15 protein-coding genes and 7 pseudogenes are annotated in these 24,046 nt (G+C 53.8%); 14 read left to right on the forward strand and 8 right to left on the reverse strand.

Annotation, left to right across the window (positions count from 1 at the left end):
* Positions 1-2 precede the first annotated feature (2 nt).
* Together D4A92_RS22595 and D4A92_RS22600 are read left to right on the forward strand one after the other, a co-directional pair.
* Positions 3-2,972, forward strand: coding sequence for a Tn3 family transposase (locus tag D4A92_RS22595; protein WP_072495413.1), 2,970 nt, complete (start codon positions 3-5; stop codon positions 2,970-2,972).
* Between the two features lie 143 nt (positions 2,973-3,115).
* Positions 3,116-3,331 (forward strand): annotated as a pseudogene (locus tag D4A92_RS22600) (IS630 family transposase); the annotation flags it as partial.
* A 44-nt stretch (positions 3,332-3,375) separates the two neighbouring features.
* Here D4A92_RS22600 and D4A92_RS22605 read toward each other — a convergent pair.
* Both D4A92_RS22605 and D4A92_RS22610 read right to left on the reverse strand, forming a co-directional pair.
* Positions 3,376-3,912, reverse strand: a pseudogene (locus D4A92_RS22605) (DDE-type integrase/transposase/recombinase); the annotation flags it as partial.
* A 59-nt stretch (positions 3,913-3,971) separates the two neighbouring features.
* Positions 3,972-4,877, reverse strand: a pseudogene (locus D4A92_RS22610) (IS3 family transposase); the annotation flags it as partial.
* Between the two features lie 72 nt (positions 4,878-4,949).
* On the opposite strand from D4A92_RS22610, the gene D4A92_RS22615 reads away from it, so the two are divergent.
* The gene (locus tag D4A92_RS22615) at positions 4,950-5,984 is read left to right on the forward strand and encodes an IS110 family transposase (RefSeq protein ID WP_203020837.1); all 1,035 of its coding nucleotides are present in this window, start codon (positions 4,950-4,952) and stop codon (positions 5,982-5,984) included.
* A gap of 267 nt (positions 5,985-6,251) precedes the next feature.
* Here D4A92_RS22615 and D4A92_RS22620 read toward each other — a convergent pair.
* Together D4A92_RS22620 and D4A92_RS22625 are read right to left on the reverse strand one after the other, a co-directional pair.
* A pseudogene (locus D4A92_RS22620) lies at positions 6,252-6,884 on the reverse strand (transposase); the annotation flags it as partial.
* A gap of 71 nt (positions 6,885-6,955) precedes the next feature.
* Positions 6,956-7,093 (reverse strand): annotated as a pseudogene (locus tag D4A92_RS22625) (transposase); the annotation flags it as partial.
* 518 nt (positions 7,094-7,611) lie between these two features.
* On the opposite strand from D4A92_RS22625, the pseudogene D4A92_RS22630 reads away from it, so the two are divergent.
* The 3 genes and pseudogenes from D4A92_RS22630 (at position 7,612) to D4A92_RS22640 (ending at position 11,265) form a co-directional block, all read left to right on the forward strand.
* A pseudogene (locus D4A92_RS22630) lies at positions 7,612-8,535 on the forward strand (UTP--glucose-1-phosphate uridylyltransferase).
* On the forward strand, positions 8,532-9,968 hold the full coding sequence (locus D4A92_RS22635) for a mannose-1-phosphate guanylyltransferase/mannose-6-phosphate isomerase (RefSeq protein ID WP_203020839.1): 1,437 nt from the start codon (positions 8,532-8,534) through the stop codon (positions 9,966-9,968). Before D4A92_RS22630 ends, D4A92_RS22635 begins: the two are co-directional and overlap by 4 nt.
* A 28-nt stretch (positions 9,969-9,996) precedes the next feature.
* Positions 9,997-11,265: a nucleotide sugar dehydrogenase gene (locus tag D4A92_RS22640; RefSeq protein ID WP_203020841.1), complete on the forward strand. Its 1,269-nt coding sequence runs from the start codon at positions 9,997-9,999 to the stop codon at positions 11,263-11,265.
* Positions 11,266-11,819: 554 nt separating this feature from the next.
* On the opposite strand, the gene D4A92_RS22645 is transcribed toward D4A92_RS22640, so the two are convergent.
* Positions 11,820-12,617 carry an IS3 family transposase gene (locus tag D4A92_RS22645; protein WP_203020842.1) on the reverse strand — a complete coding sequence of 266 codons (798 nt, stop codon included), beginning with the start codon at positions 12,615-12,617 and terminating at the stop codon, positions 11,820-11,822.
* Positions 12,614-12,976: a transposase gene (locus D4A92_RS22650; protein ID WP_203020844.1), complete on the reverse strand. Its 363-nt coding sequence runs from the start codon at positions 12,974-12,976 to the stop codon at positions 12,614-12,616. Before D4A92_RS22650 ends, D4A92_RS22645 begins: the two co-directional genes overlap by 4 nt.
* A 1,522-nt stretch (positions 12,977-14,498) precedes the next feature.
* Between D4A92_RS22650 and D4A92_RS22655 the strand changes: the two genes are divergently transcribed.
* The 7 genes from D4A92_RS22655 (at position 14,499) to D4A92_RS22685 (ending at position 21,317) form a co-directional block, all read left to right on the forward strand.
* Positions 14,499-15,803 (forward strand): UDP-glucose dehydrogenase family protein, encoded by a 1,305-nt coding sequence (locus tag D4A92_RS22655; RefSeq protein WP_203020846.1) that lies wholly within the window; start codon positions 14,499-14,501, stop codon positions 15,801-15,803.
* Between the two features lie 34 nt (positions 15,804-15,837).
* On the forward strand, positions 15,838-16,284 hold the full coding sequence (locus D4A92_RS22660; protein WP_203020848.1) for a glucuronosyltransferase: 447 nt from the start codon (positions 15,838-15,840) through the stop codon (positions 16,282-16,284).
* Entirely contained in the window at positions 16,281-16,760 is a 480-nt protein-coding gene (locus tag D4A92_RS22665; RefSeq protein ID WP_203020850.1) for a glycosyltransferase, read from the forward strand. Before D4A92_RS22660 ends, D4A92_RS22665 begins: the two co-directional genes overlap by 4 nt.
* Positions 16,761-17,208: 448 nt before the next feature.
* Positions 17,209-18,036 carry an SGNH/GDSL hydrolase family protein gene (locus D4A92_RS22670; protein WP_203020852.1) on the forward strand — a complete coding sequence of 276 codons (828 nt, stop codon included), beginning with the start codon at positions 17,209-17,211 and terminating at the stop codon, positions 18,034-18,036.
* A gap of 31 nt (positions 18,037-18,067) precedes the next feature.
* Complete coding sequence (locus D4A92_RS22675) at positions 18,068-19,255, forward strand: hypothetical protein (protein ID WP_203020854.1); 1,188 nt, start codon at positions 18,068-18,070, stop codon at positions 19,253-19,255.
* Positions 19,252-20,250 carry a glycosyltransferase gene (locus D4A92_RS22680; protein WP_203020856.1) on the forward strand — a complete coding sequence of 333 codons (999 nt, stop codon included), beginning with the start codon at positions 19,252-19,254 and terminating at the stop codon, positions 20,248-20,250. Before D4A92_RS22675 ends, D4A92_RS22680 begins: the two co-directional genes overlap by 4 nt.
* Positions 20,244-21,317, forward strand: a complete 1,074-nt coding sequence (locus tag D4A92_RS22685; RefSeq protein ID WP_203020858.1) for an acyltransferase family protein — start codon at positions 20,244-20,246, stop codon at positions 21,315-21,317. Before D4A92_RS22680 ends, D4A92_RS22685 begins: the two co-directional genes overlap by 7 nt.
* A 194-nt stretch (positions 21,318-21,511) precedes the next feature.
* On the opposite strand, the gene D4A92_RS22690 is transcribed toward D4A92_RS22685, so the two are convergent.
* Positions 21,512-22,659, reverse strand: a protein-coding gene (locus D4A92_RS22690; RefSeq protein ID WP_203016721.1) for an IS3 family transposase whose coding sequence is annotated in 2 segments (ribosomal slippage) — positions 21,512-22,413 and positions 22,413-22,659 — 1,149 coding nt in all. Because the reading frame shifts where the segments join, the coding sequence is not laid out codon by codon here.
* Between the two features lie 183 nt (positions 22,660-22,842).
* Here D4A92_RS22690 and D4A92_RS22695 point away from each other — a divergent pair.
* The gene (locus tag D4A92_RS22695; protein WP_246754161.1) at positions 22,843-23,859 is read left to right on the forward strand and encodes a hypothetical protein; all 1,017 of its coding nucleotides are present in this window, start codon (positions 22,843-22,845) and stop codon (positions 23,857-23,859) included.
* Positions 23,860-23,930: 71 nt separating this feature from the next.
* Here the strand turns inward: D4A92_RS22695 and D4A92_RS22700 are convergent.
* Positions 23,931-24,029 (reverse strand): annotated as a pseudogene (locus tag D4A92_RS22700) (IS3 family transposase); the annotation flags it as partial.
* Positions 24,030-24,046: the final 17 nt, after the last annotated feature.

The following is a 24,046-nucleotide window of genomic DNA, read 5'->3' on the forward strand; positions in this document are numbered from 1 at the left end:
CGATGGCCTTCCTCGACGCGCAGTCGCGCACCGTTCTGTTCGACCCACCCGATGTTTATGAAGAGGCCCTCGCGCGCTATGCGCTGTCCGCTGAGGACATCGCTTTCGCCAGGGCGCATCGCCGATCGCATAATCGTCTGGGTTTTGCCATCCAACTCGCCCTGGTGCGTGATCTCGGTCGTCCGCTCCGCGCTGGGGAAGTTCCGCCTCAGGCAGTCGTCTCCGTTGTCGCCGACCAGTTGGGCATCGACGCTGCGGTGTTCGCACTCTATGCCCAGCGGGAGGAAACCCGTCGAGAACATACGCGGGAGATTGTCGTCGCACTGGATCTCCGGCCCGTCCGGGCGAGCGATTATCGATCCCTGATCACCGCGGCGGCACGCGAGGCAGCCGCTACCGAACAAGGCGAGCCGATCACCAAGGCCGTGATCGAAGCCCTGAAGGAGAGGAAGCTGCTCGTTCCTGTGCCGGAACTGCTGATACGTCTGGCGATGGCGGGCCGGGCGGCAGCGCGACGACAGGCTTATCGCGGCTTGATCCGGGGCATGGAGCAACCGTCCATCGAGGCGCTTGATCAGCTTCTCATCGATCGGTCCGGCGATCGGAGCCATCTCGGCTGGATTGCGGAAGCGCCGGAGGGGACGAAACTGAAAAACCTCAAGGGCCTGATTGCCCGGCTTGAGGTTCTGCGTTCGGCGGCGATTTCCGATGAGCGACGTAAAACGATCCATGCCAACCGCTATGGCATCATCGCCCGGGACGCCCGCATTCTGCATGCCCGTGAGATACGACGCCTTACATCCGAGCGCCGCTACGCCACGCTGACGGCGTTCGTCATCGAGAGGCAGGCGGCAATCACCGACCTTGCGATCGACATGTTCTGCAAACTGATCGGCAGCACCCGGCGCAAGGCTGAACTGAGCCGCACAGAACGCCGGCTGAAAGAAGCCGAGATTCTTGATGGGGTGGCGCTCGATCATCTCAAGCTTGGCGAGGCGCTTCTGGCCGCCCGTGAGAACAACACCGATCTCGCATCCGCAATTGCAGTCTCACTCGGCTGGGACGGATTGACCGCCAGCGTGGCCGCAGCCAGGTCCGTCGTGCGCCCCGATCGCAGCGACGAATTCGATGAGCTCATAGAGCGGCACAAATCGCTGCGAAAGCTGGGCAGGCTCATGTTCGGCGCGTTCTCTTTCCGGTCGTTTCGTCCCGATGATCCGGTTTTGAAGGCAGTGGATCATCTGCGTGCGCTCTACAGTGGCAGGAAACTACCCGCGCAGGTGCCGTTCGCGTTCATGACGCGCAAGTGGCGGCGACGTGTGCGCTCGGACGGTGTCACCATCGACCTTCGGGCTTGGGAAGTGGCGGTACTCGTTCACCTTCGGGAGCGCCTGCGGGCCGGTGACATATGGGTTGATGGCAGCCGAGCATGGCGCAGTTTCGAGGATTATCTTCTGCCTCGACCGATCTTTGCCCTGATGCGCGCCGAAGGCCGGCTCGGGCTTGCCATCCCTGACAGCTTTGCCGAATGGCGAGCCGAACGCACCGCCACGCTCGACGCGAAACTCAAAGAGCTGGCAAGGGCGGCGGCCGCCAACGCCATTCCGGATGCGGCTATTTCCGACAAGGGTTTGTCGGTCTCCCCGATCCGCGAGGAGGAGCGTGACGGGATCGTCGCGCTCAGCCGGCGTCTTTACATCCTCGTTCCCCGGATCAGGATCACCAGCCTGCTTGCCGAGGTCCACAGCTGGACCAGGTTCCTTGACAGCTTCACACACTATCGCACCGGCGAGACGGCGAACGACGAGCCGGCGCTGATGGCCGCTATCCTTGCCGACGCCACCAACGCCGGTGCTGAACGCATGGCGGAAAGCTCACGCGGCGTCACGATCCACCAGATGATGCTGATGGTAGATAGGCATCTGCGCTCGGAAACCTATGCTACGGCGACCGCCGTGCTGGTCGATGCGCAGCAGGCTCATCCCTTCGCCGCGGTCTGGGGCGACGGTCATATCTCCTCCTCGGACGGGCAGTTCTTTCCGGCAGGCGGGCGCGGTGAAGCCAGCCTCGAATACAATGCAAAATACGGCAAAAGACCAGGTGCTTCGGTCTATGGCTTCCTGTCCAATCGTTTCGCCTCCTTCTTCTCCCGGATGATCCAGGCGTCCGAGAGCGAAGCGCCCTACGTGCTCGACGGCCTCCTTCACAACGAAAGCTCCGTCGAAATCCATGAGCATGCAACCGATACCGCCGGCGCGACCGAAACGACATTCGCTATGTTCCATGGCTTCGGCTATAGGCTCATTCCTCGTATCCGCAATCTCGGCAATCGCAGGCTCTTCGTCATCGATCCCGACGCGGCGTACGACCCGCTCGGGGCGCTGATCTCGGGAGCCGTCAACATGGATGTCATCGAGCAGCACTGGGATGAGGTCTTGCGGCTGAAGTCATCGATTGGCGCGGGCCTCGTGCCGCCGTCCGTCATCCTCAAGAAGCTTGCCGCATCGCCTCGGCAAAATCGGCTCAATCAGGCGCTACGCGAAATGGGCCGGATTGAACGCTCGATCTTCATCTGCGACTGGTTGCTCGACACCAAGCTCCGGCGCAGATCGCATGCCATCCTCAACAAGGGTGAAAGCCGTCACGCCCTTGCCCGGGCGGTCTTCCTCCACCAGCTTGGCGAGCTGCGCAACCGCGTGGCGGAAACCATGGCCTATCGGGCGTCAGGTCTCAACCTCGTCGTCAACGCCATTATCCTGTGGAACACCGTCTATCTCAGCCGCGCTGTCGATTATGTCCGCACCCAGGGCATCGATATTCCCGCCGAGCTGCTCTCCCAAGTCGCACCACTTCCCTGGGCTCATATCGCACTCACCGGCGACTATCTCTGGAACGAAATTGACCGACCCCTCGAACGCTTCAGGCCGATCCGCGCTAACCGTTTCAATCCAAACAACTTCGCTTTCCCTTAGCGGGTATTATTGCAGAAATGCCCACGGAGCCCCCATTTCGACAAATTGTCGTCTAGAGCGGTTCCCTGACTGATTGAATCTTCGGGGCTTTGCAAATCAGCCGTGTTCTGATTCAAACTATCTGCCGATGGAGGTCGGCAGATATGTCAAAAGCTCTCTCTGTCGATCTGCGAGTTCGCGTGCTTGCTGCTGTTTCCGCTTGTGTGACCCACCGCGAAGCTGCTGAACGGTTCGGCGTGAGTGCTGCAAGCGTCAGCCGCTGGCTCAATCTGGGACTTCGCCAGGGCGACGTTCGACCTGGCCCTCTTGGCGGAGATCGAAATTCCCGAAAGACAGAGGCCCATGGCGGGGCGATCATGGCATGGCTCGCTGAGTGGAGTTGCCCCTTAAAAACCGGACAGGATCAGGTTTCTGTTTGATGGGTTAAGAACTCACGAGGCGAGCGATACCCTAATGCCTTGTGCGGGTGAAGGGTATTGTAGTGTTCGAACCATGAGGGCAGTTGCGCGATGACGGTTGCGGCGTCTGGCCGAGGGTTCACTGAGACGTAGTCGCGCTTGCGTTTTGACGAAAGCCTCTGCCATCCCATTGGATTGAGGGCTGCGAACGGGCGTGAAGCACGGCTCCATACCGATATCGACAAGCAGTGACCTGGTGTCCTTTGCGATGAAGCAGGAGCCGTTGTCAGTCAGCCATTCGATTGGCTTTGGAAGGGTATTGATGAGACTGAAGCGGTTCTGCACAGCCGTAATGACCAGGTCCTGGACGTCCTCACTTTTGATACCCTCTGTGTCGCGACATGGTCAGTAGCTTCGCGATCACAGCAATCGAGCGCGAACGCAACGCGGACCTTCTCTTTGTTGTCGCAGCAGATCTCGAAGCCGTCTGAACACCAGCGCAGATTGGATCGCTCGACGGCAACGCGGCCATCGTGTCGACGGGTGTTGGTTTCCACGCGGAACTGAGCCGGTGGGGGTGCGGACAAAAACTTGGACTGCTTCAAAAGTTCAGGCCCAGGCTCTTACGGTATTCGACCGGGCTTAGCGAGCCTAGCGATATCTTGATGCGCTTCTCGTTGTACCAGCGGATGTAAGCATCCACCTCGGCGACGAACTGTTCGATAGTGATGGCCTTCCAATCTCGTGGATAGAAGAGTTCGGTTTTCAGCCGGCCGAAGAAGCCTTCGCAAGCAGCATTGTCTTGTGAGCAGCCCTTCCGGGACATCGAGCGAACCAGCTGCGCGTTGCTGATCCGTGTCAGCCAGCCCGGCCAGCGATAATGAGCTCCACGATCGGAATGGACGATTGGCCTTTCCTCTCCTTTGCTCACCGTCTCAATGGTGGCATCCAGCATGGTATTGACCAGGCCTGCATCTGGCTGCGTTCCAATCGACCAACTGATGACCATGCCGTCGAAGCAGTCGATGATGGGCGAGAGGTACACTTTGCCCGCAGGGATCTGGAACTCGGTGATGTCTGTCAGCCACTTCATGTTTGGCGCTTTTGCATGGAAGTCGCGATTGATCAGGTTCTCGGGCGCTGGGCTGATTTCTCCCAGATATGATCCAAAACGCCGTCGACGCGGCTTGGCAACAACCAGTTGCTCCTGCTTCATCAAGCGCTGGACCACCTTTTCCGATACTATCACGCTCTGTTTGGCCAGGGACGCCTGCAGCCGTCGATAACCGTAGCAACGACGGTTAGCTTCAAAGATTTCAGCCAGGCTGTCGCGGACGGCGGCATACTTGTCTGCCAAGCATATGCGGGCGCGATGGTAGAAGTACGAGCTTCGGGCAATTCGAAGCTGTGCGAGCAACTCTGGCAAACGGTACACTTCTTTAAGGGCGTCAATCAGCAGCGTCTTCTCCCGATTACTCAGGATCTGCAGATCGACGCCCAGGTCTTTTATGGGATGGCCCGCCCCTCCCACTAGCTTCGAGGTATGATGCTGGTGTGCTTGAGAGAAAGGAGCGAGCCAATGACCATGGTGACCCTTGGAATAGATCTGGGCAAGAACCTCAACAGTGTCGTAGGGCTGGATGCGGGGGACCGGGTTGTCCTGCGCCGCCGTGTCAGACGAGCGACCCTTGCCGACCTCGCAGACAAGCTTCAGCCCTGTACCGTAGCCATGGAGGCGTGCTGCGGCGCGCACCATGTTGGTCGCCTGTTTGCAGCGCAGGGACATGAGGTGCGCCTGATGTCTCCAGAGTATGTCCGCCCTTACGTCCGAGCGCAAAAGAATGACGACAATGATGCGGCAGGTATCGCCGAGGCGGCAACACGACCCAGCATGCGGTTCGTTGAGTTGAAGAGCCAGGACCGGCTCGACCTGCAGACCCTCCACCGCGCTCGTTCTCGTCTGGTCGCTGCGCGAAAGACACTCGTAAACCAGCTCCGGGCGATCCTGCTCGAGCGTGGACATACCTTTCGCCAGGGACGCGAGATCCTTGAACGGGAGATCGATCCATTCCTTGCTGAGCCACCTGCCGACCTTTCCGCACGCATGCTCAGGCTCGTCGGCGATATGCGAGCTGAGTGGCGATCCCTCAACGAGCGCATCAATGTGCTGAACGACGACCTGAGTGAGCACGCTCGGACAGATGAAGCCGCGAGCCGTCTGGCCTCGATTCCGGGCATTGGCGTGCTTGGCGCAACCGCACTTGTTGCGGCCATCGGAGATGGTGAGGCGTTTCGGCAGGCCCGCGACGTCCCCGCCTGGCTGGGTCTTGTGCCGAAGCAGATGACGACAGGTGGAAAGCCGCGGTTACTGAGGATAACCAAGCGGGGCAACGTCTACCTGCGCATGTTGCTGATACATGGTGCAAGAGCGGCGTTACCCAGCCTATCCAAACAAGCAACGCCTCTAGGCGAGTGGTTACGAGGGCTTTTGTCACGCGCCCACCGGAACGTCGTCATTGTCGCGCTGGCTGCTAAACTCGCCAGGATCGCTTGGGCAACGCTGCAACGTGGGGTGCGCTTCCACCCGCAGATGGGGGCTGCTGCAATGACGTAAGCTTACGACAGACCACGAGGAATTGGTTCCGGCAAGCTGGAGCCATGTCAGGTTGGCGGAAGGATAGTGATGGCCGGAAGGGTCGAACACCCGCGTCTCTGGAAGCCTGGTTCAAAAAACGGCGCAACAACGCCGAGTCTTTTATGAGGACCAGAACGCGCGGATCTCCATCATGGCGAGGGCCAATGTGCCACTATGCCGGATACGTTTGTGCACGACCAAGCAAAGTCATCAATAACCCTATTGCCAACGGGGCGGGCCATACGTTTTTATGAGTTCGTTGGCCTTCTTCAGGAGATCATGCTCAAGTTGGAACTGGTGGACATCACGCTGGAGGGCTTCAAGCTGTCGCTCGAGTTCCTCACGTTCAGGCACCTTGGAGTTTGCTTTGCGGCGTTTCATGGATGAAGGAGCCTCATGACCGAGAAGCTGGTCCTGCCAGCTGTATAATGTCGACCGCGAGACGCCCAGCCGGTCAGCGACCTTTTGAGCGGTTTCATCTCCACTGCATAGTCCGATGACACCCACTTGCCCGACCTCGTCTGAATAGCCAGGGTGCCACGATCGCCCGACAATCGATGTCCGCGTCTCCGGAAACGCCTCCCGGACCCATGCGGTCAGTGTCCCTCGTCCGGGACAGCCAAGCGCCCTCATGGTCGCGGAGATGCAACGATCATGGGTGCGAAAGTGCTCAAGTGCCGTCAGTCTTTGAGCCTCGGTGTATTTTGGTGCTCGCGCTACCGGCTGAACACGCAGGTCGAGATGCTGTACGTACTCGCGGTACCAGCCCCTCAACGCATTCTTGGTGGGATATCCCAACTGGCGAATGGTCGCGTTAAGCCGCTTGCCAAGCCGGATATAGAGCTCAACCGCTCGAAGTCTGTCTGCATAGGAATACATGAACTACCTCCTTGGTGGTCCAAGTTTTCGTCCGCACCCCCACCGGCTCAGTTCTGCGCGGAAACCAACACCGCATACTTCTTGCGCCAATTGAAATAGGTCGCCTGGCTGATCCCCGCCTTCCGGCAAATCTCTGCCACCGGCACGCCGTCGTCGCCCTGCTTCAAAATGAACGCCTTCTGGGCGTCCCAGAACTTCGATGCCTTCATGCTTCCGCTCCTTCTCCCAGCCGGGAGGTTATCGCGGAAAACTCCAATTATGAACGGTCCAGTTTTTAGGGATCAGAGCATGGAAGCATTGCGTAACTTGAACAATGACACTGTCTCTCATGCTGTCAGTTCAGTCAGGTTAACCAACACTCTCAATTTGCATTGCACAAATGTAATGGAATGGTACATGCGGTTCGAGTAAATGGTGAAAATTACGTGACTGTCATGGAAAAAAGAGATCGTTCTGGAAGCCATCATTGGTCTCTCGATTCCACAGCTCTGGTTCGTTATGTCAATCGTTGTCACAATTGTCGTCTTGATGGCTGGCGTCTCTTTTACACTCTAACACCGGAACACAATGCCATGACGAACTCCTGATTGACCGGTATTGAACTCGCTCTGAAGCAGAAGGAAAAGCCCTCGGGCGGAAAATACAAGGCCTGTGCTGCCTTTTGCGGCTAGGAAGAAACACATGGATTTCCAAGCCTTAATCTTAACTGTTTTATCGAGGGACGTTAATGGTTCAACCAAATAGACTCCGCCTGGCCGTACATTCACCTGGCGGCCTTGGCACTCGTTTCCTGCATGCTATCAAATCCGTTCCAAAAGAAATGATGACCGACGTCAACAAGCCCGGGATCCACTATGTGGTGGACAAGGCGATCGAGGCTGATATCGAACATTTAGTCTTTGCCACGGGCCAAGGCAAGATCGTTATCGAGGGTTACCTCGACATCCAGTTTGAATGGGAGCAGAGGCTCAAGTCTCGCAACAAGAATGCCGAGTTGAGTATGGTGGACGCGCTCCAGCCGACCGCTGGCGAGACAAACTTTACCCGCCAGCGGGAGCCACTCGATGTTTGCCACGCGGTCTGGTGCGCGCGTCATATCGTCGGATGCGAACCCTTAGCAATGCCTCTGCTTGACACGATCACGTCTGGTCAGGAGTCCTGCCTGAACGGCATGTTCCAGCTTTACGAAAAGATGGGCGTCAATTTCGTTGCCATGGAAGAATGTGCTCCACACCACGCCCAAAAACATGGCACCGTTGGCGTTGGCGATGCACTGGAAGCTTGCTGCAAGGTCACCGAAATTTTGGAAGAGCACGCTAAGGGAGAAGCCCCGTCAAATTTCTTCATCAATGGTCGTTACGTTCTGTAGCCGGAGATCCTCAAGATCTTGGAGCACAGGAGCGCGGTGCTAGTGATGAATTGGAGCTGTCCGATGGCATATTGAAGCTCGCCGAGCCACAGCAGGTCGCTTGCTCTTGCTTCAAGGGCCAAACGTTTGACGGCGCCAAGGACGACCTCATACTTGCCGATGTCTCCTCTGCTATTTTACCTTTCGGATATTTGTCCGGCGATCGAAGAACAGTTGAAGCTTCCTTTACCAGCACGCCGGGAACAACCCCGAAACAACACTATAGAAAGCAAGCTGACATGAAGTTCATTACTCCAGTATTGCTAGTTGGTGGCGCTGGGACGCGGCTTTGGCCGCTGTCACGCAAGAGTTTTCCAAAGCAGTTTGCCCCACTGATCGGCGAAGATAGCCTGTTCCAGGCTTCTGCTAAACGGCTCTATGCCGAGGGGTTTACCCAACCTGTGATCATCACAGCGTCGGAATATCGCTTCATCGTCACCGAACAACTGGCTGCTGTCGGCATCGAACCCGGCGCAATCCTGATCGAGCCGGAGTCGCGAAATACAGCACCTGCTGTTCTGGCCGCTGCCCTTCATATCGCAAAGTCAGATCCGGACGGGTTGATGTTGGTTGCGCCTGCCGACCATGTCGTCCCCGATCCAGCAGCCTTCCGCACTGCTGTTGCAGCAGGTATTGAGGCCGCGCATGCCGACCAGATCGTCACCTTCGGCATTCGCCCTACCCATGCTGAAACCGGCTATGGCTGGCAGGAACTCTCACGCCCTGCTGTCGAAGGCGAGCCAGTAGCTCTTAAGCGTTTTGTTGAAAAGCCCAACCGCGACAAGGCGGAGGTCATGTACTCTTCTGGCTCCTATCTTTGGAATGCCGGGATTTTCCTGTTCAAGGCTTCGACTATTCTTAACGTCTTTCGCAACCTTGAGCCAGATTTGGTCGCGATGGTTACCGAGGCTGTCGATCAGGCAAAATCTGATCTCGGCTTTTTGCGGCTCGATCCATCCGCTTTTAGCCGCGTGCCCTCGATTTCTATCGATTATGCGGTAATGGAACGCGCTACAAATCTGATCACCGTCCCCTTTGCCGCCGGCTGGTCGGATCTCGGCGGCTGGGACATGGTCGCCAACGAAATGGGTAGAGATGCCCGCGGCAACAGTCTCGGAGGCGAGGCCACCGCCATCGACTGCGACGGCTCGCTATTGCGCTCCGACACGGACGGGCTGCATCTGGTCGGCCTTGGCTTGAAAGACGTGATCGCAGTGGCGATGAATGATGCCGTGCTGATTGCCCACCGCTCGCGCGCCCAGGATGTCAAGCTTGCCGTCGAAGCACTTGCAAAGCAGGGCGCCCGCCAGGCCGACACTTTTCTGCGGGACCACCGCCCGTGGGGCTGGTTCGAGACATTAGCGCTGTCCGACCGTTTCCAGGTTAAGCGCATCGTCGTGCATCCAGGAGCGGCCCTCTCCCTGCAGAGTCATGTGCATCGCTCCGAACACTGGATCGTTGTCTCAGGCACAGCGCGGGTTACCGTCGACAGCGAGGTAAAACTCGTGACCGAAAACCAGTCGGTCTACATACCGGTTGGTGCTATTCATCGTATGGAAAATCCAGGGAAGGTGCCCATGGTGCTGATCGAGGTCCAGACCGGGGCCTATCTCGGCGAAGATGATATCATTCGATACGAGGACATCTATTCGCGCGGCCAAGGCGCGAAGGGGTAGTTGGGTTTGGGTTCGCAAGGAGAACAATATGAAAATTGCCATATTCGGAATGGGCTATGTTGGGTTTACTGCGGCATGCTGTATCACAAGTGAAGGACATACGGTCGTTGGCGTTGATGTATCCGAGACCAAGATCGCTGAGATCGGACGTGGTATCGCCCCCTTCCAAGAACCAGGCCTTCAGGAGCTCATGCAAAAAGCTCTCGACGCCAAGCTGCTGTCAGCAACTCAATCAGTCCCGGATGCTTTGATTGGCACTGATCTCGCGATCGTCTGCGTCGGTACTCCCTCAGGCACGAACGGTGCTCACGACATGCGCTACATCGCCGATGTCACGCGTCAAATCGGAAAGGCCATGGCCGAAATGCCAGAGGCGCGGCTCACGGTGTCTTATCGCTCTACCATGCGGCCGGGGACATGCGAGCGTCTGATTTCGCCGATATTTCGATCACTATTAGGCGCTGATTGGCATACGCGTATTAGTTTAGTGTACAATCCCGAGTTTTTGCGTGAGGCTACTGCGATCCACGACTACTTTAACCCACCCAAAATTGTAATCGGCACAAGTGATGGTCAGCCGTCGAAGGTTATGGATGCGTTACATGAAAACATTAAGGCGCCAGTTTTTTACACATGCTTCGAGGAAGCGGAAATAACAAAATTCGTAGACAATTCCTGGCATGCAGTTAAGGTTGCTTTTGCAAATGAAATCGGTCGCATCTGTGAGAGACTAGGAATTTCGGCGGCCAAGGTACACGAAATTTTCGTTTCGGACACAAAACTTAACATATCCCCCTATTACACGCGCCCCGGCGGGGCGTTTGGCGGCTCTTGTTTGCCTAAGGATGTTAGAGCTCTGACATTTATTGCTCATGATGTGAACGCCCAGACGCATCTACTTGACAGCCTTCTTCGTTCTAACGAAGCACATAAGAACCATCAATTTGAGGCTGCTCAGAAGCTCTTGCCCCAGACAGGCGGTAGAGTGTTGATGGTTGGTCTTGCGTTCAAGGCTGGTACAGATGATTTGCGCGAGAGCCCTAACGTGGACCTTGCCCGAAAGCTTCTTGAAGCGGGACACAAGCTGTTTGTCTTCGATCCCAATCTGGAGCCCGCGCGTCTTCGTGGACAAAATCTAGGTTATGTTTATTCGGCGCTCCCGACGATTGATGAATTGCTGGTAGATAAGCCTCATGCAGAAGCCGAGCAGTGGGATCTTGTCGTGGTGAACAATACCACGTCTAATTTGCTGAACCTTGTTGGGCAAAAAATATACATCACTTACTCAATTTCATGAATATACTAATTATTTGATATTAGTGACATCAACGGCACCACAGACGCTTTTTAAGCCTTATATTAGTCGCGGAAAATTAGCTAATGCTATAGAGAAGGAAATATCTCTCCCTGAAGAATACAAAAAACCGGACACTTCGATTTACCCGGTTTGTGGCACTCCCGGCTATGGCCGAGGGGCTGCCTTCGCGTTCGGTGCCAGTTTTTGAACCGTTGATTGCGGCATTTCTGCCCCTTGCGGGGCGGCTGCCCTCTTTTGCGACGCGTGTACGTGGAAGACGTATTGGAACATGTTGTAGGCGATGTTGGCCATGCCGATCTTCACTGTTGATTATGGGATGGCCCGCCCTTACGAGGACATCAAGCATGAGGCCCTTCTCTTAAAGGGAAAGGAGCTGAGCCATGCATATTGGCCTGCTGCCGGTTTTTCGGACACCGAGTTAGGCTAGTCCCACCGTGTTTTCAAATTCCATAGGGCTGAGGTTGTTGGTTTCCACGCAGAACTGAGCCGGTTATGGAGTGAACCCCTCGGGCTGGACCACGAGGCGCTTCAAACTAAGCCGCCTGCTGGGCGAGTTGGGTTTCAAATTCTGTTGGCGACATGTAGCCAAGGGCCGAGTGCAGCCGCTTGGCATTGTAGACTTCTTCGATGAACCTGGGCAATCGCTCGGCGACGTCCGCGAAGGTTTCATACCCGGCTGGATAGATGTCCTCTACTTTCAGAGTCTTCATGAAGCTCTCGGCCTGCGCATTGTGATAAGGGTTGCCAACGGCGCTCATGGATCCCTGTAGGCCTGCCGCATCGAGCGCTCGTCGATAGGTCTCACTTGCGTATTGGCATCCGCGATCCGTGTGGTGAATGCAGCCAGGCTGAGGCTTTCTGTTCTCGATGGCCGAATGTAGTGCGGCCAGCGCCAGCGGCGTATCCAGGCGTTTCGATAGGCCATAGCCGACGACTTTCCGGCTGCAAGCGTCGAGAATGACGGCAAGATAGCAGAAGCCGACGGCGATGCGGATGTACGTGAAGTCTGCCACCCAGACCATATCGGGTCGCGCCGGGATCACATTGCGATAGAGGTTTGGGTAGATCGGCGAATCGTGGTTGCTATCCGTCGTGCGAACATACCGCTTGCAAGGCTTGATCCCCAGGCCATTGGCCCGCAAGACGCGGGCGACCCGCTTGTGGTTGACGAGGTGACCTCGCCTCTGGAGCTCGTGCGTGACGCGTCGATATCCGTAGCAAGGCAGCTCATCCTGGATATCCTCGATGATTGCAACGAGCTGGCTGTCGCTGAGATTTAAAGCTTTTGCCGCCGATCGGTAATAGTAAGTGCTCCTGGGGAGATCGATCATTTTGCACCCCCGTCTGACAGAGCAGACCGGGGGCCGGTGATGATGGAGGAGCTCCCGCTGTCGCCAGCGATCGCTTGGCGCGGAGTTTTTTTCACCAGGTCCAGCTCCATGGTGAGCTGGCCGACCTTGCGTTCGAGCGCCGCAATTTGGGCCTCGTACTCTGCAATGACGCTGGCCTCAGCCTCCTCATTGTTCAGTTCGCCGCGATCGAACTGCGTCAGCCATAGCTGGATGAGGTTTGCCGAAACGCCGTAGGTGCGCTGTGCGTCGCGCCGTCCGATAACACCGTTTCGGATATCCTGACAAAGCTGTAATTTGAATGGCGTCGAATGCCGGCGATATGGACCTCGGGACTTCATGAGCCTTCTCCGGTTGAGGCCCGCAGAGTGTATCAGTTTTTCCAGGTCTCGTGGTCCAGCCCGAGGGGTTCACTCCACCCGAGGGGTTCACTCCAAAACCGGCTCAGTTCCGCGTGGAAACCAACACATGGACTCTGCGTCTAGCCGGTCGGTCTTCGCCCTACGGCTTCGCCTGTTGACCAAGAAGCTGGTGGAGTCGAGTACTGACGTGCGTATGCCTCGCTTCCGCAAGAACCGAGCTAACCAAAAGCCGTCATACCCGGCCTCAAAGCAAACCACGATCTCAGCTGAGCACCCATCCACCTGGGCCGCGCTCACTTGCTCACGCTCCAGCATTCCGACGAGCGCTGCGGTATCGCCGCCTCGAACCTGCCGAAGCTTCACGCGATCTGAGTTTGGAGAAAGCACTGCAACTAGCCATGTGGACTTGCTCAACTCAATGGCTGCATACACTGGCACACTGGACTTGGCGTTGTCATTCATCTGAGGCCTCCTCGTTGTCGATGAAGCGGATGAGCCAGGCGGCTCGTCCATAGCATCTACAATGAAATCCATCCCCATTCCGCGCTCAAGATGGCTTCCCGTCGGCAATTCATCAGGGCTAAATCAAACTAGCCGACATGTCCGGTGAAACGGGGTGCACTCCACAAGTTGATCCGGCGGCTCAGAAAGTTCGGGCGCCGACAAGGTCAAAGGCTGCAAGGCTTTCCGTGCCCAACTCTTAGCGAGATGTTGCGGTGCGTTATTTTCTTGGTTAAATTAACCAACAGTAAACATACCGGGTGACAACAGTCTGCCCTTTCCCTAAGAAAATCCACAGAGTGAGTTGAACATAATTGAAGTGCGGTGGGGGCCGTATGGTTTGTCAGATAAAAGTATCGTATAATGTAAGCAATGGCTGTAGAGACGCAGATGTTACAGGCAGTTGCTTTGGCGCTGTAAACCCACGTAGATCGAAGCACCTTGCGGCAAACGAAACTTCAACGGTGGCGTTTCTGTTGTGGCATTGCTATTGCTGCTGCGGCGCTGGGGTAAGGAATGCGATGCGATACTCGTCTAAAGGCACCGCTAAGTGTTTACCCATCGTTGTGATGTCCTCGGCGTCCAACAGACGAATGAGTAGGATCCACGTGTGACCCGTGTCGGCTCAATTTTGCGTCGCACCCGCAGCCGTGGAGCGTATTGGTGGGTGAGGTGTCCCTGCTTGGTCCGCGTTGCCACTCAATCGGTATGTCTGACGAGGGGCCTCCCCGACTCGGTTTTGGTGCCTGCCTATCATGATCGCCGTGTGACCGGGCTGGTATGATCAGGTGCGCTTATTGCTAGTCCAGACGGATCATCCCTCGCGAGCAACGGCACGAATCGCCAGAAGATTGTATTGAATATAGAATTGCTTGGTGTGGCTCGACCTTGAGATCCCTGACTAGGCGGCTTGGATCGAATCGTGTTGCGGAACTGCGCTTCTGCTTGGTCAACTTATTAGTATTCACTTGGCAGTCAGCCATCAACAAACGGATAGATTATGCGCATTGCAATTATCGGTACCGGTTATGTCGGCCTTGTGTCTGGTGTCTGCCTTTCCGATTTTGGCCATCACGTCACTTGTATCGACAAGATAGAAGACAAGATTGGCCGGCTCAATCGTGGCGAGATGCCAATCTATGAGCCTGGTCTGGACGAGATGATTTCGCGAAATGTGGCCTCCGGTCGCCTTTCCTTTACAACTGATCTTGCCCAGCCGGTGGCCGAAGCTGACGTGGTCTTCATTGCGGTCGGCACCCCTTCGCGCAAAAGCGATGGCCACGCCAATCTCACCTATGTCTATGCTGCCGCCCGCGAGATTGCCTCTGCCGTTAGGGGCTTCACCGTTCTGGTGACGAAATCGACAGTCCCCGTCGGCACTGGCGATGAGCTGGAGCGAATCATTGCGGAGGCTAGTCCGAAGGCTGACGTCGCTGTCGTCTCCAATCCGGAATTCCTGCGCGAAGGCGCGGCGATAGCCGATTTCATCGCACCTGACCGCGTAGTTGTTGGCATGAACGACGTTCGCGCCCGCGATGTCATGGCAGCGGTCTATGCGCCTCTTGATGCCCAACGCCATCCCGTCATTTTTACGACACGTCGTACGGCAGAACTCACAAAATATGCTGCGAATGCCTTCCTGGCTCTCAAGCTTGCATATATCAACGAGATCGCTGATCTTTGTGAGCAGGTCGGGGCAAATGTCCAAGACGTATCTCTCGGCATGGGGCTCGACACGCGCATTGGCCAGAAGTTTCTAAATGCTGGCCCCGGTTACGGCGGCTCGTGCTTTCCCAAGGACACACTTGCACTCGTAAAGACCGCCCAGGACCATAACAGCCCGATCCGCCTGATCGAAACGATTGTCGGCATCAACGAAACACGCAAGCGCGCCATGGCCCGCAAGGTCGAACGCGCTGTTGGCGGTGATTTGCGCGGCAAGACAGTGGGCATTCTGGGTCTCACCTTCAAGCCGGACACCGATGACATTCGAGAGTCGCCAGCGCTCTCCATCGTCCAGGCACTACTCGACAAGGGAGCGCATCTGCAGGCATATGATCCGGAAGGCATACCCGCTGCACGCCAGATGATGCCGGAGCTGGATTACAAGTCCGACGTTGATTCCGTTGCTGAAGGGGCCGACGCTCTGGTGATCATCACCGAGTGGAAGCAATTCCAGCACCTGGATTTCGACAAGCTCAAGTCGCTGATGGCCTCTCCGGTACTAATTGATCTCAGAAACATCTACAAAGCGGAAGATGTGCGTGCCAAGGGTTTTGTTTATGATGGCGTGGGGCATGGGTGATGAATAAACTGAATGCAGCCTTATTGGTGGGCAAATGAAGCGGATTGTTGCGGTATCATCATCTGGTGGCCATTGGGAGCAGTTAATGCTCCTCAGCGGGAGTTTCGAGGGACATGATGTCACTTATCTGACTACCATGGCGGGCCTAGCCGAGCGTAATAGCATTACTGACGCGCTTTTGGTTCCGGACTGCAATCGCAATACACCATTCCAAACTGTGGTAAGTGCCTGGAAGATCTTTAAGATCATCGCCAGGGTTCGACCGCAAGTGATAGTGACCACCGGAGCCGCACCTGGAATAATTGCCATCGCGATCGGGAGACTGTTCAAGGCGAAGACGATATGGATCGAAAGCGTTGCCAATTCGGAACAACTTTCGATGAGCGGCAGAATTGCGGGCTATCTGGCGCATGAGCAATTTACTCAATGGGAACACCTGGCCCGCGAGAATGGTCCGAAATATGTAGGAGCTGTACTGTGATCCTCGTTTCTGTTGGTACACAACTGCCATTTGACCGGTTGATCAAAGCGATGGACGATATTGCGCCGCAGTTAGACGAACCCGTGATTGCTCAGATCGGTGTTTCCTCGTACAAACCAAAGAACATCGCCTTTCACACAGCAATCGCACCAATAGCCTACGATGCGTTGGTCCGGTCTGCGCGAGTACTGGTAAGCCATGCGGGTATAGGGACGATTTTAGGTGCTCAAAAACACGAAAAGCCTATTATTGTATTCCCTCGCCAAGCACGCTTCGGTGAGCACCGCAATGATCACCAGCTTGCGACCTGTGAGCAGCTCAAAGACCATCCAGGAATTTACATCGCATATTCTGATACCGAATTACTTCAGTTCGCGAGCCGAACCACCTTAATACCTACAAGTTCTGCAGCCTCTGCATTCCGTCGTTCCGCTTTTGTAGCCAAGTTAGCTTCACTCTTGGCTGAACCGAATTAAATCGGTTGTAGAAATTTAACGGTGCTGCAGCCGTGTACCCAAATGTCGCTGCTCTTTCGAGATAATGCCGAATCTAACCTATGTTTAAGCCTTTTAACCTATGACGAAAGTCCGGCTGAGAAGGGTGGCTGTTCCGCCTTCCCGTTGCTTAGACCAAAGCTTCCGTGAGAAAAAAGAGGCAGTCCTGTAAACGCATTCTTTCAGACAAACAGACGAATGTTAACTATATTTGATATGATGTGCATCATGGACGTTAAATATTACTCATATTAATTTGATATCGCGTAGCAAACACGCTGTGAGAAATCAGAGACCTGAAGCGGATTTACAGAGTCTTTGTTTCCTGAGTCACTGAATTGCAAATGCGGAGAAGTAGTGGCTGTGAATAAATATATGTAGAGCGCGGGAAGCCCATCCACAGCCACCGAAAACTAGGAGTGAATGCGATATGGTAAAGTCCTATTTATCAAGGTTTTTGGCTTCGCTAAGTCAATCAAAGCAATGCAGATCCCGTATCTTTTATCCTCAACTAATTGTTTTTCTGTCATTTTTTGCCTATGGAAATAGTGCTCTAGCGTCGGAGTGTGACCCATTTGAAGTGGCCCTATCAACGACGCCCGTGCCGCCCCAGTATGTTCACTCATTAAAACAAACTGCAAAAATCAGGGAAACTCTTGCGGATGCCAATCCAGATGTATTGCTGGTCGGAGACTCACTGATTCAAAAATGGCCTGCGAACGACTTGAAAAATCAATTCAAAGGTATCAGCGTTTATAATGCAGGAGTCGGATCAGATCGCGTTCAGAATGTAAATTGGCGACTTAAGGACGATGTCTTCACAAAAGTTTCGCCGAATTTCGTTGTATATCTTGCTGGAACAAATAATCTTTCCTCCCAAAAATCTTGCGCAATTATTGAGGGAATAAGGATTACCCTAGTTGAGATAAGGACACTATGGCCAAATGCCACCGTCGTTATCTTAACAATTCCACCGCGAGGTGATGAACTAGAAGAGTACGCGAGCATTATCGAGGAAGTGAATTATGGTATACGCACTGAGATGCCAGACAAAAAGATAATTGCTTTAGACTTGCATAAGGCATTCTTGGAAGCATGCCAAGCTACGACCTTTTCCAAGCTGCTATATCTTGTTGGTATAGGGTCCAGGTGCGAATTGTTGAGTTCAGACATGCTGCACTTTAGTCCTGCCGGCTATGCATTAATAGCGGAAAAACTAACTCTTTACTTCGGCTCCGGACAAAATGCGTCAAATTAGAAAGCTGCTCGTTTTGAGATCATCGGATAGATTGGCGGCCATTTTCGAGCAGGGTGTATTTTCAGTTGTCGCCCTGTCTCAGTCGGTGCTCTATGCGCGGAGTTTTGATTCCACTGAATTCGGTCTGTTCGCGCTGATCGTAAGCTTGGTTCTGGTTATCCTGGGAATTCAGCGCTCAATAATAATCCTGCCCATGATGCTATCCGAACACAATCATGATGGGCGAGAAGATATTGCATGGCTTCTTCTGAACTTGATCTATTGCGTTTCGGTTTCAACTTTACTTGTTGTGGTTGCCTTGATTTTCATAGCTGAAGAGGGGGTATGGCGGAAAGCTTTAATTCTGTCCGCCATTCTTAGTCCATGCATGTTATTAAACGAATTTAATCGTCGTCGGCTTTTCATGCAGCGCCGGCCTCTTTCAGCCGCAGCAGCCTCGGTGGTTTACGCTGCTACACTACTCTGTGGTCTGGCGTATACGCTCGCGTTCAGGCCCGAAATTGAACTGGCGATAGCGACTTGGGCGGGAGCGGCAGTTGTCAGCGCAGTTGCATCGACATTGCTGGCGAATAAATACTCAAGCTTCCACAAAATCTCCAACCAGCGAGAAAGATTGTTATTCGCGACCTGGAGCTTTCTGTCTTATCTTCCCTATGCAGCCTACAACAACGCAACAGCTCTAATTCTGGGGTTGGTTTCGACTATTCAAGATGTGGCAACTTTTGCGACGGCTCGTATTTTCATTACTCCGATAATTGCCTTGATTCAAGCGGTCGATAGTGTGGATAAGCCAGCCTCCAGGAGGGCCATGTCTCAGGAGGGGTTACCCGGCTTAACAAAGTCGATCAGCTCTAGCCGTTATTTCTTGCTCGGACTTGGCCTGCCTTATGTACTGGTAGTTCTGGGTACTTCTGGTGTCCTCCCTTCCTTGTTGTTTCCAAAACATGGTGAGGATCTTATGCTGCCGGTCATTCTTTGGGCTTCGGTTGGAATTTCAATGATGATGGCTCAGCCTAGTGAGACCGGACTGCTGATTTTAGGTGAATCTAAAACAGTTTTTTTGTTAAGGGTACTTGTTCTCTTGCTAGCTGCTCTAACATTCAATTCATTCCGCGATGGCAATAATGTGCAAGCGGCGATTGCTGGCCTCACTATTGGCTGGGCTTCTTCATGTGCGCTTGCGTACGCGCGGTTACGGTATCTAGGGGTTAAGAAGTGAAGCAAATTTATCTGGCTTGGACGAAGTTTCAGCGACGCCCGGAATCTATGCAGGATTACTTTGGGTACGAACTGATTTACGTACCACCGACAGGCTCATCTATATATACAAAGCCATTTTCATATATCTCGCAATGGATCAAAACTCTGGAGCATATAAAGCGGAGTGATCCGGATGTTGTGTGGATACAAACACCGCCAACATTTCTGCCTCATATTTTGCTTTCATATCGCTTTTATTCACGGCGAAAATTCAGAATAGTATTTGATTGTCATAACAGCACGTTTTATGAACCTTGGGTGAGGATCCCAGGCCTTTCTTGGGCGCTGAGAAGAGGCGATGCTGTCCTCGTCCACAATAGTGAAATTGCTCGGACAACGCGTCATATTGGCTTAGGAGACGAGAGGCTTGTTTTGCTGGAGACGCGACCTGCACAAGTCAACCTGCTGGAGAGTGCTAATCATTCGTCGCGAGAAGTTCTGGTCCCGTGTTCTTTCAAGAGCGATGAACCGGTTGAAGCAATAATTGATGCCGCGAAACTGAGCCCTGACATCACATACATACTCACCGGTAATTATCGGAGGTACTCCCAAGCCTGGCGCTTTGAGGAAGGCCTTCCGCCCAACCTAAAGCTGACCAGCTACATTAGCACGGCCGAATTCAACCGTCTTCTTTCTACTTGTTCAGTAGTATTGGGCTTAACGACAAGGGAAGGTGTGCAGCTTTCTGTTGCCAATGAAGCGGTAGGCGCAGGTAAGCCGATGGTTTTAAGCGATACAAAAATATTGCGCGATCTATTCGGAGAGGCAGCGTTGTTCTGCAATAATACGGGGGTGTCAATCGCGCAGGCTCTGCAAGAGGCGCTATCGGCCCGAAGTCTGCTGGCCAACAGATCCGTGCAACTCAGATCAGTCCGTGAGGTGCGCTGGACCGCTCAAGCCAATGCGTTGAAACTAAGTTTAGATGTTCTGGATAGAAAATCGAAAGAATGCTGATGCGTAATAGCGGGAAAATAGAAGGTTTAGAATTACTTCGTTTCATTCTCGCTGCCGGCGTGATGTTCTATCATTATCTGTATTACGCACCAGCCACAAATTTACTTCCTGTCAGCGCTGAACCCGTTAGCGGTTTGCTTTATGCACGTTTTGGCGTGTCTGCATTCTTTATCTTGAGCGGTTTTGTTATTGCAATGTCTGCGACGTCGAGAACGGCGTATGAATTCGGCGCGGCGCGCGTGTCACGTCTGTGGCCGGCTCTCGTTGTGTGTGCAACGGTCACATTTGCTTGCACATATTTTTGGCCAGGTCCGCGACCGGCGCCTGAGGTCATTTCTTACCTAAGATCCGCGTTTTTGCTTCCTATGCTGGCAGGGGGGGAGATGGTTGACGGGTCCTATTGGTCGATTGTGATTGAGATGAGATTCTATTTGGTTGTCTTCGCAATCATGCTCGTTATGCGAGGATTAAAAAAACTAAGGCTTCTGATTGTATTGTGGATGTCCGCATCATACCTGTCTCTTTTAGTGAACTCCGAGATGTTACGGATTCTGGTAATGTCGCCCCACAGTGGCAATTTCATAATCGGCGCCACGTTCTATATATGGAAGATACGCTCAGAAGCGAAATCTGCAGCAATTTTGATTGGCCCAGCGATAATTCTAACGATAGTCCAGACGCATATCGAATTCGAGACAATTGACATGCTGGACGGAGAACGGGCCTCGATCCTGCAGTCAATTGCCATAGTTCTAATATGCATCTCTCTGTTTATTGCCGCATTCTTCGAGATTAAAGGGAAGCGTCTTGCGAAAATCGCACGGCGTCTCGGCGCAATGAGCTATCCGTTGTACCTTATTCACCAAGAGCTTGGATATTGGCTGATATTTCATTTAGGTAATTCGGTTCACGTTCTCTCTTATACTACTCTGTCTTTCATAACTGGCGCTTTCATGATAATTTTCTCCTACGTAGTGGCGAAATTTGCCGAACCCGCCGGTAAGCGCCTATTGACAAGCTTTTTGGGGGGCACGGCGAGGGTTATGGCGTCAAAGGTAGCTAAATGACCACCATTATGGCTCAGCGACGTAGCACCCAAACCAGTCCGGCAATAATCCTCTCGCTAGCTTACCTAGTATGGTTGCTCTCAGCATCTCTGACCGCCTATACATTTTGCACGGTGGCGCTAGTTGCGGTAGTTTCAGTATCGGTTATAAAAGGATGGGCTGACTGGCCTGCTGCCGGTTTTTCGGACACCGAGTTAGGCTAATCCCACTTTGTTTTCAAATTCCATAGGGCTGAGGTAGCCCAGTGTCGAATGGCGACGCTTTGGATTGTAGAAGCGCTCGATGTAATCGAACACGTCCGCCTTTGCATCGTCCCTGGTCCTGTAGACCTTGCGAGCTGTCCTTTCCGTTTTGAGTGATGAGAAGAAGCTTTCCATCGCGGCATTGTCCCAGACATTGCCGGATCGGCTCATCGAGCATGTGATGCCGTGGTCGGCCATGAGACGCTGGAACTGCTCGCTTGTGTATTGGCTACCCTGGTCCGAATGGTGGAGGAGCGCATCTGGCTTGCCTCTGCGCCAGATGGCCATGATCAACGCATCTGTAACGAGCTGGGCTGTCATATTGGTGCTCATCGACCAGCCAACAACACGTCGCGAGAACAGGTCGATGACGACGGCCACATAGAGCCAGCCCTCAGCCGTCCATAGATAGGTAAAATCGGCCACCCACTTCTGGTTCGGTCTTGCTGCCGCGAACTGTCGGTCTAGCACATTCGGCATGATGACAGGGCGCTCACCGTCGTCTTTCGGCAAGCCACGCCGTCTCGGCCTTGCTCTCAATGCATTTTCCCGCATGAGACGCTCGACGCGATGCAGGCCACAGGAGAGGCCTTCGGCGAGGAGGTCGTGCCAGACACGCCGCGCGCCATAGGTGCGGTCGCTATCCTTGAAGCTGTCCTTGATCTTGTCGAGCAGAGCCTCGTCATACCGGGCATGCTGGCTCGGAGACCGGTTTAACCAGGCATGAAAGCCGGAACGCGATACACCCAGCGCTTCGCAGAGCCATGCCACCGGCCAGATCGAACGGTGCTTTGCAATGAACGCGAACTTCATATCACGTCCTTCGCAAAGTAGGCGGCGGCCTTTTTTAAGATGTCACGCTCCGCCTTCAGCTTGGCCACTTCTTTCCGAAGCCTCTCGATCTCAAGCTGCTCAGGCTTCATCTGTCCCTGACCAGGAAACGCCTGTGCTGGGTCCGAACCATATTCCCTGACCCACTTGCGCAGGACATTCTCATGAACATCCAGATCGCGGGATGCCTGCGCAACGCCGACCCCACGCTCTCGAACCAATCTCACCGCCTCAAGCTTGTACTCGCGGCTGAACTTCCTTCGTTGCATTAATGCACTCCAGTTTCATTGGAAGCACCTTAACTCGGTGTCCAAGAAACCGGCAGCAGGCCAGACAGAGATTTTGTTCGGCCATCCACATTAATGCCGTTGATGTTAGGTAGCTATGTGCTTCTTGGAGCCGGCGACTTTTCTACATATCGAGGAACGATCTCTCTAGAGACCTTAAGTTACATGACGTTCTCCGTTCTAGCATTTTGGCTGGGAGCACTACTTTCTGAGGGCGGCGGTGTTGCGTCCAAGTTCGGTAACGTTGTCAAGGTCGAGTGCGCTGAAGTTAATGAAGTCTCCAAAGTTCAGATCGCCATTTCTGCGTTGCCTGGCTTGATTGGGGTCTTTTGGATAGTCGCCTCGGTTGGCATACCACTCTTCGACCAAAAGATGCGATTCTACGCGCCCTTCAAGGCCACTTTTCTGGCGGAGTTCTTGAGCGTACCAATCATGCTAATCTACTCTAACATTTCGCAACGCGCTCGGTTTAAGATATGGGAAATCACGTCTATCTTCTTACTGCTCGTTTTAATTGCCGTCCCTGGATATCGAAATTTTCCGGTAATGGTTGCTCTATTGCTTCTAGTCTCCAGCGTAATGACGGGGCAGCTTAAACTTACGCTTGTGCGGATGCTCGCGTTTGGGGCGCTTGCCGGCGGCTTCTTCGGCTTAGTTAATATTTATCGGAGAAGTTCAATAGAAGAGCTATTAAGTGCGGAAGCAGCCGCTAGCGCATTTAACACCCAGCTTCCATCTGTATTGGCTCAGCTTCACTACAATCTCCGCGAACCAATCGGAATTGGACAGATTCTTACAAGACATATACCGGAGGGATCTGCCCCTGGATTTATCTGGACAGATCTCCTCTCAATATTGCCATGGTATAGCGACACTGCCGGCAAGATTATATCCGGACTTATTGGCAGCTCTCTAACTGGGGGTCTCAATATGTCATTTCCGCATGTTTTATACTTTGAATATGGTGCTAACTTTTCTTATTTTACGATGGCCTCCATCGGGCTTTTAATTGGCTTGATATGGAGAAACGCCACGGAGGGCGGCAATATAAAGCATATTATAATTTATGGATACTCCGTTGTGGCATTCGTTTTGCTATTTCAACGAGGAGTACCAAAAGCTTCGATTTTTTTAGTTCCAACGTTTTTTATCATAATGTTCCGATACAGGATTAAGTTGTGAATCGGCAGCAACACCTGCTCTGCTCTGATCCCGATGATTTTGAGGGGGTGCGGACAAAAACTTGGACTGCTTCAAAAGTTCAGGCCGAGGCTCTTACGGTATTTGACCGGGCTTAGCGAGCCCAGCGATATCTTGATGCGCTTCTCGTTTTACCAGCGGATGTAAGCATCAGAGCTGGCTCGGTTTG

The sequence above is a fragment of the Rhizobium rosettiformans genome (genome assembly GCF_016806065.1).
GTDB lineage: Bacteria > Pseudomonadota > Alphaproteobacteria > Rhizobiales > Rhizobiaceae > Allorhizobium.

Excerpts from the sequence above, each read along its gene's own strand:
- D4A92_RS22645 (WP_203020842.1), bottom strand. The coding sequence starts at position 12,617 with ATGATCGATCTCCCCAGGAGCACTTACTATTACCGATCGGCGGCAAAA.
- D4A92_RS22650 (WP_203020844.1), bottom strand. The coding sequence starts at position 12,976 with ATGAAGTCCCGAGGTCCATATCGCCGGCATTCGACGCCATTCAAATTA.
- D4A92_RS22695 (WP_246754161.1), top strand. The coding sequence starts at position 22,843 with ATGACGTTCTCCGTTCTAGCATTTTGGCTGGGAGCACTACTTTCTGAG.
- D4A92_RS22615 (WP_203020837.1), top strand. The coding sequence starts at position 4,950 with ATGACCATGGTGACCCTTGGAATAGATCTGGGCAAGAACCTCAACAGT.
- D4A92_RS22640 (WP_203020841.1), top strand. The coding sequence starts at position 9,997 with ATGAAAATTGCCATATTCGGAATGGGCTATGTTGGGTTTACTGCGGCA.
- D4A92_RS22660 (WP_203020848.1), top strand. The coding sequence starts at position 15,838 with ATGAAGCGGATTGTTGCGGTATCATCATCTGGTGGCCATTGGGAGCAG.
- D4A92_RS22595 (WP_072495413.1), top strand. The coding sequence starts at position 3 with ATGGCCTTCCTCGACGCGCAGTCGCGCACCGTTCTGTTCGACCCACCC.
- D4A92_RS22635 (WP_203020839.1), top strand. The coding sequence starts at position 8,532 with ATGAAGTTCATTACTCCAGTATTGCTAGTTGGTGGCGCTGGGACGCGG.
- D4A92_RS22685 (WP_203020858.1), top strand. The coding sequence starts at position 20,244 with ATGCTGATGCGTAATAGCGGGAAAATAGAAGGTTTAGAATTACTTCGT.
- D4A92_RS22670 (WP_203020852.1), top strand. The coding sequence starts at position 17,209 with ATGGTAAAGTCCTATTTATCAAGGTTTTTGGCTTCGCTAAGTCAATCA.
- D4A92_RS22655 (WP_203020846.1), top strand. The coding sequence starts at position 14,499 with ATGCGCATTGCAATTATCGGTACCGGTTATGTCGGCCTTGTGTCTGGT.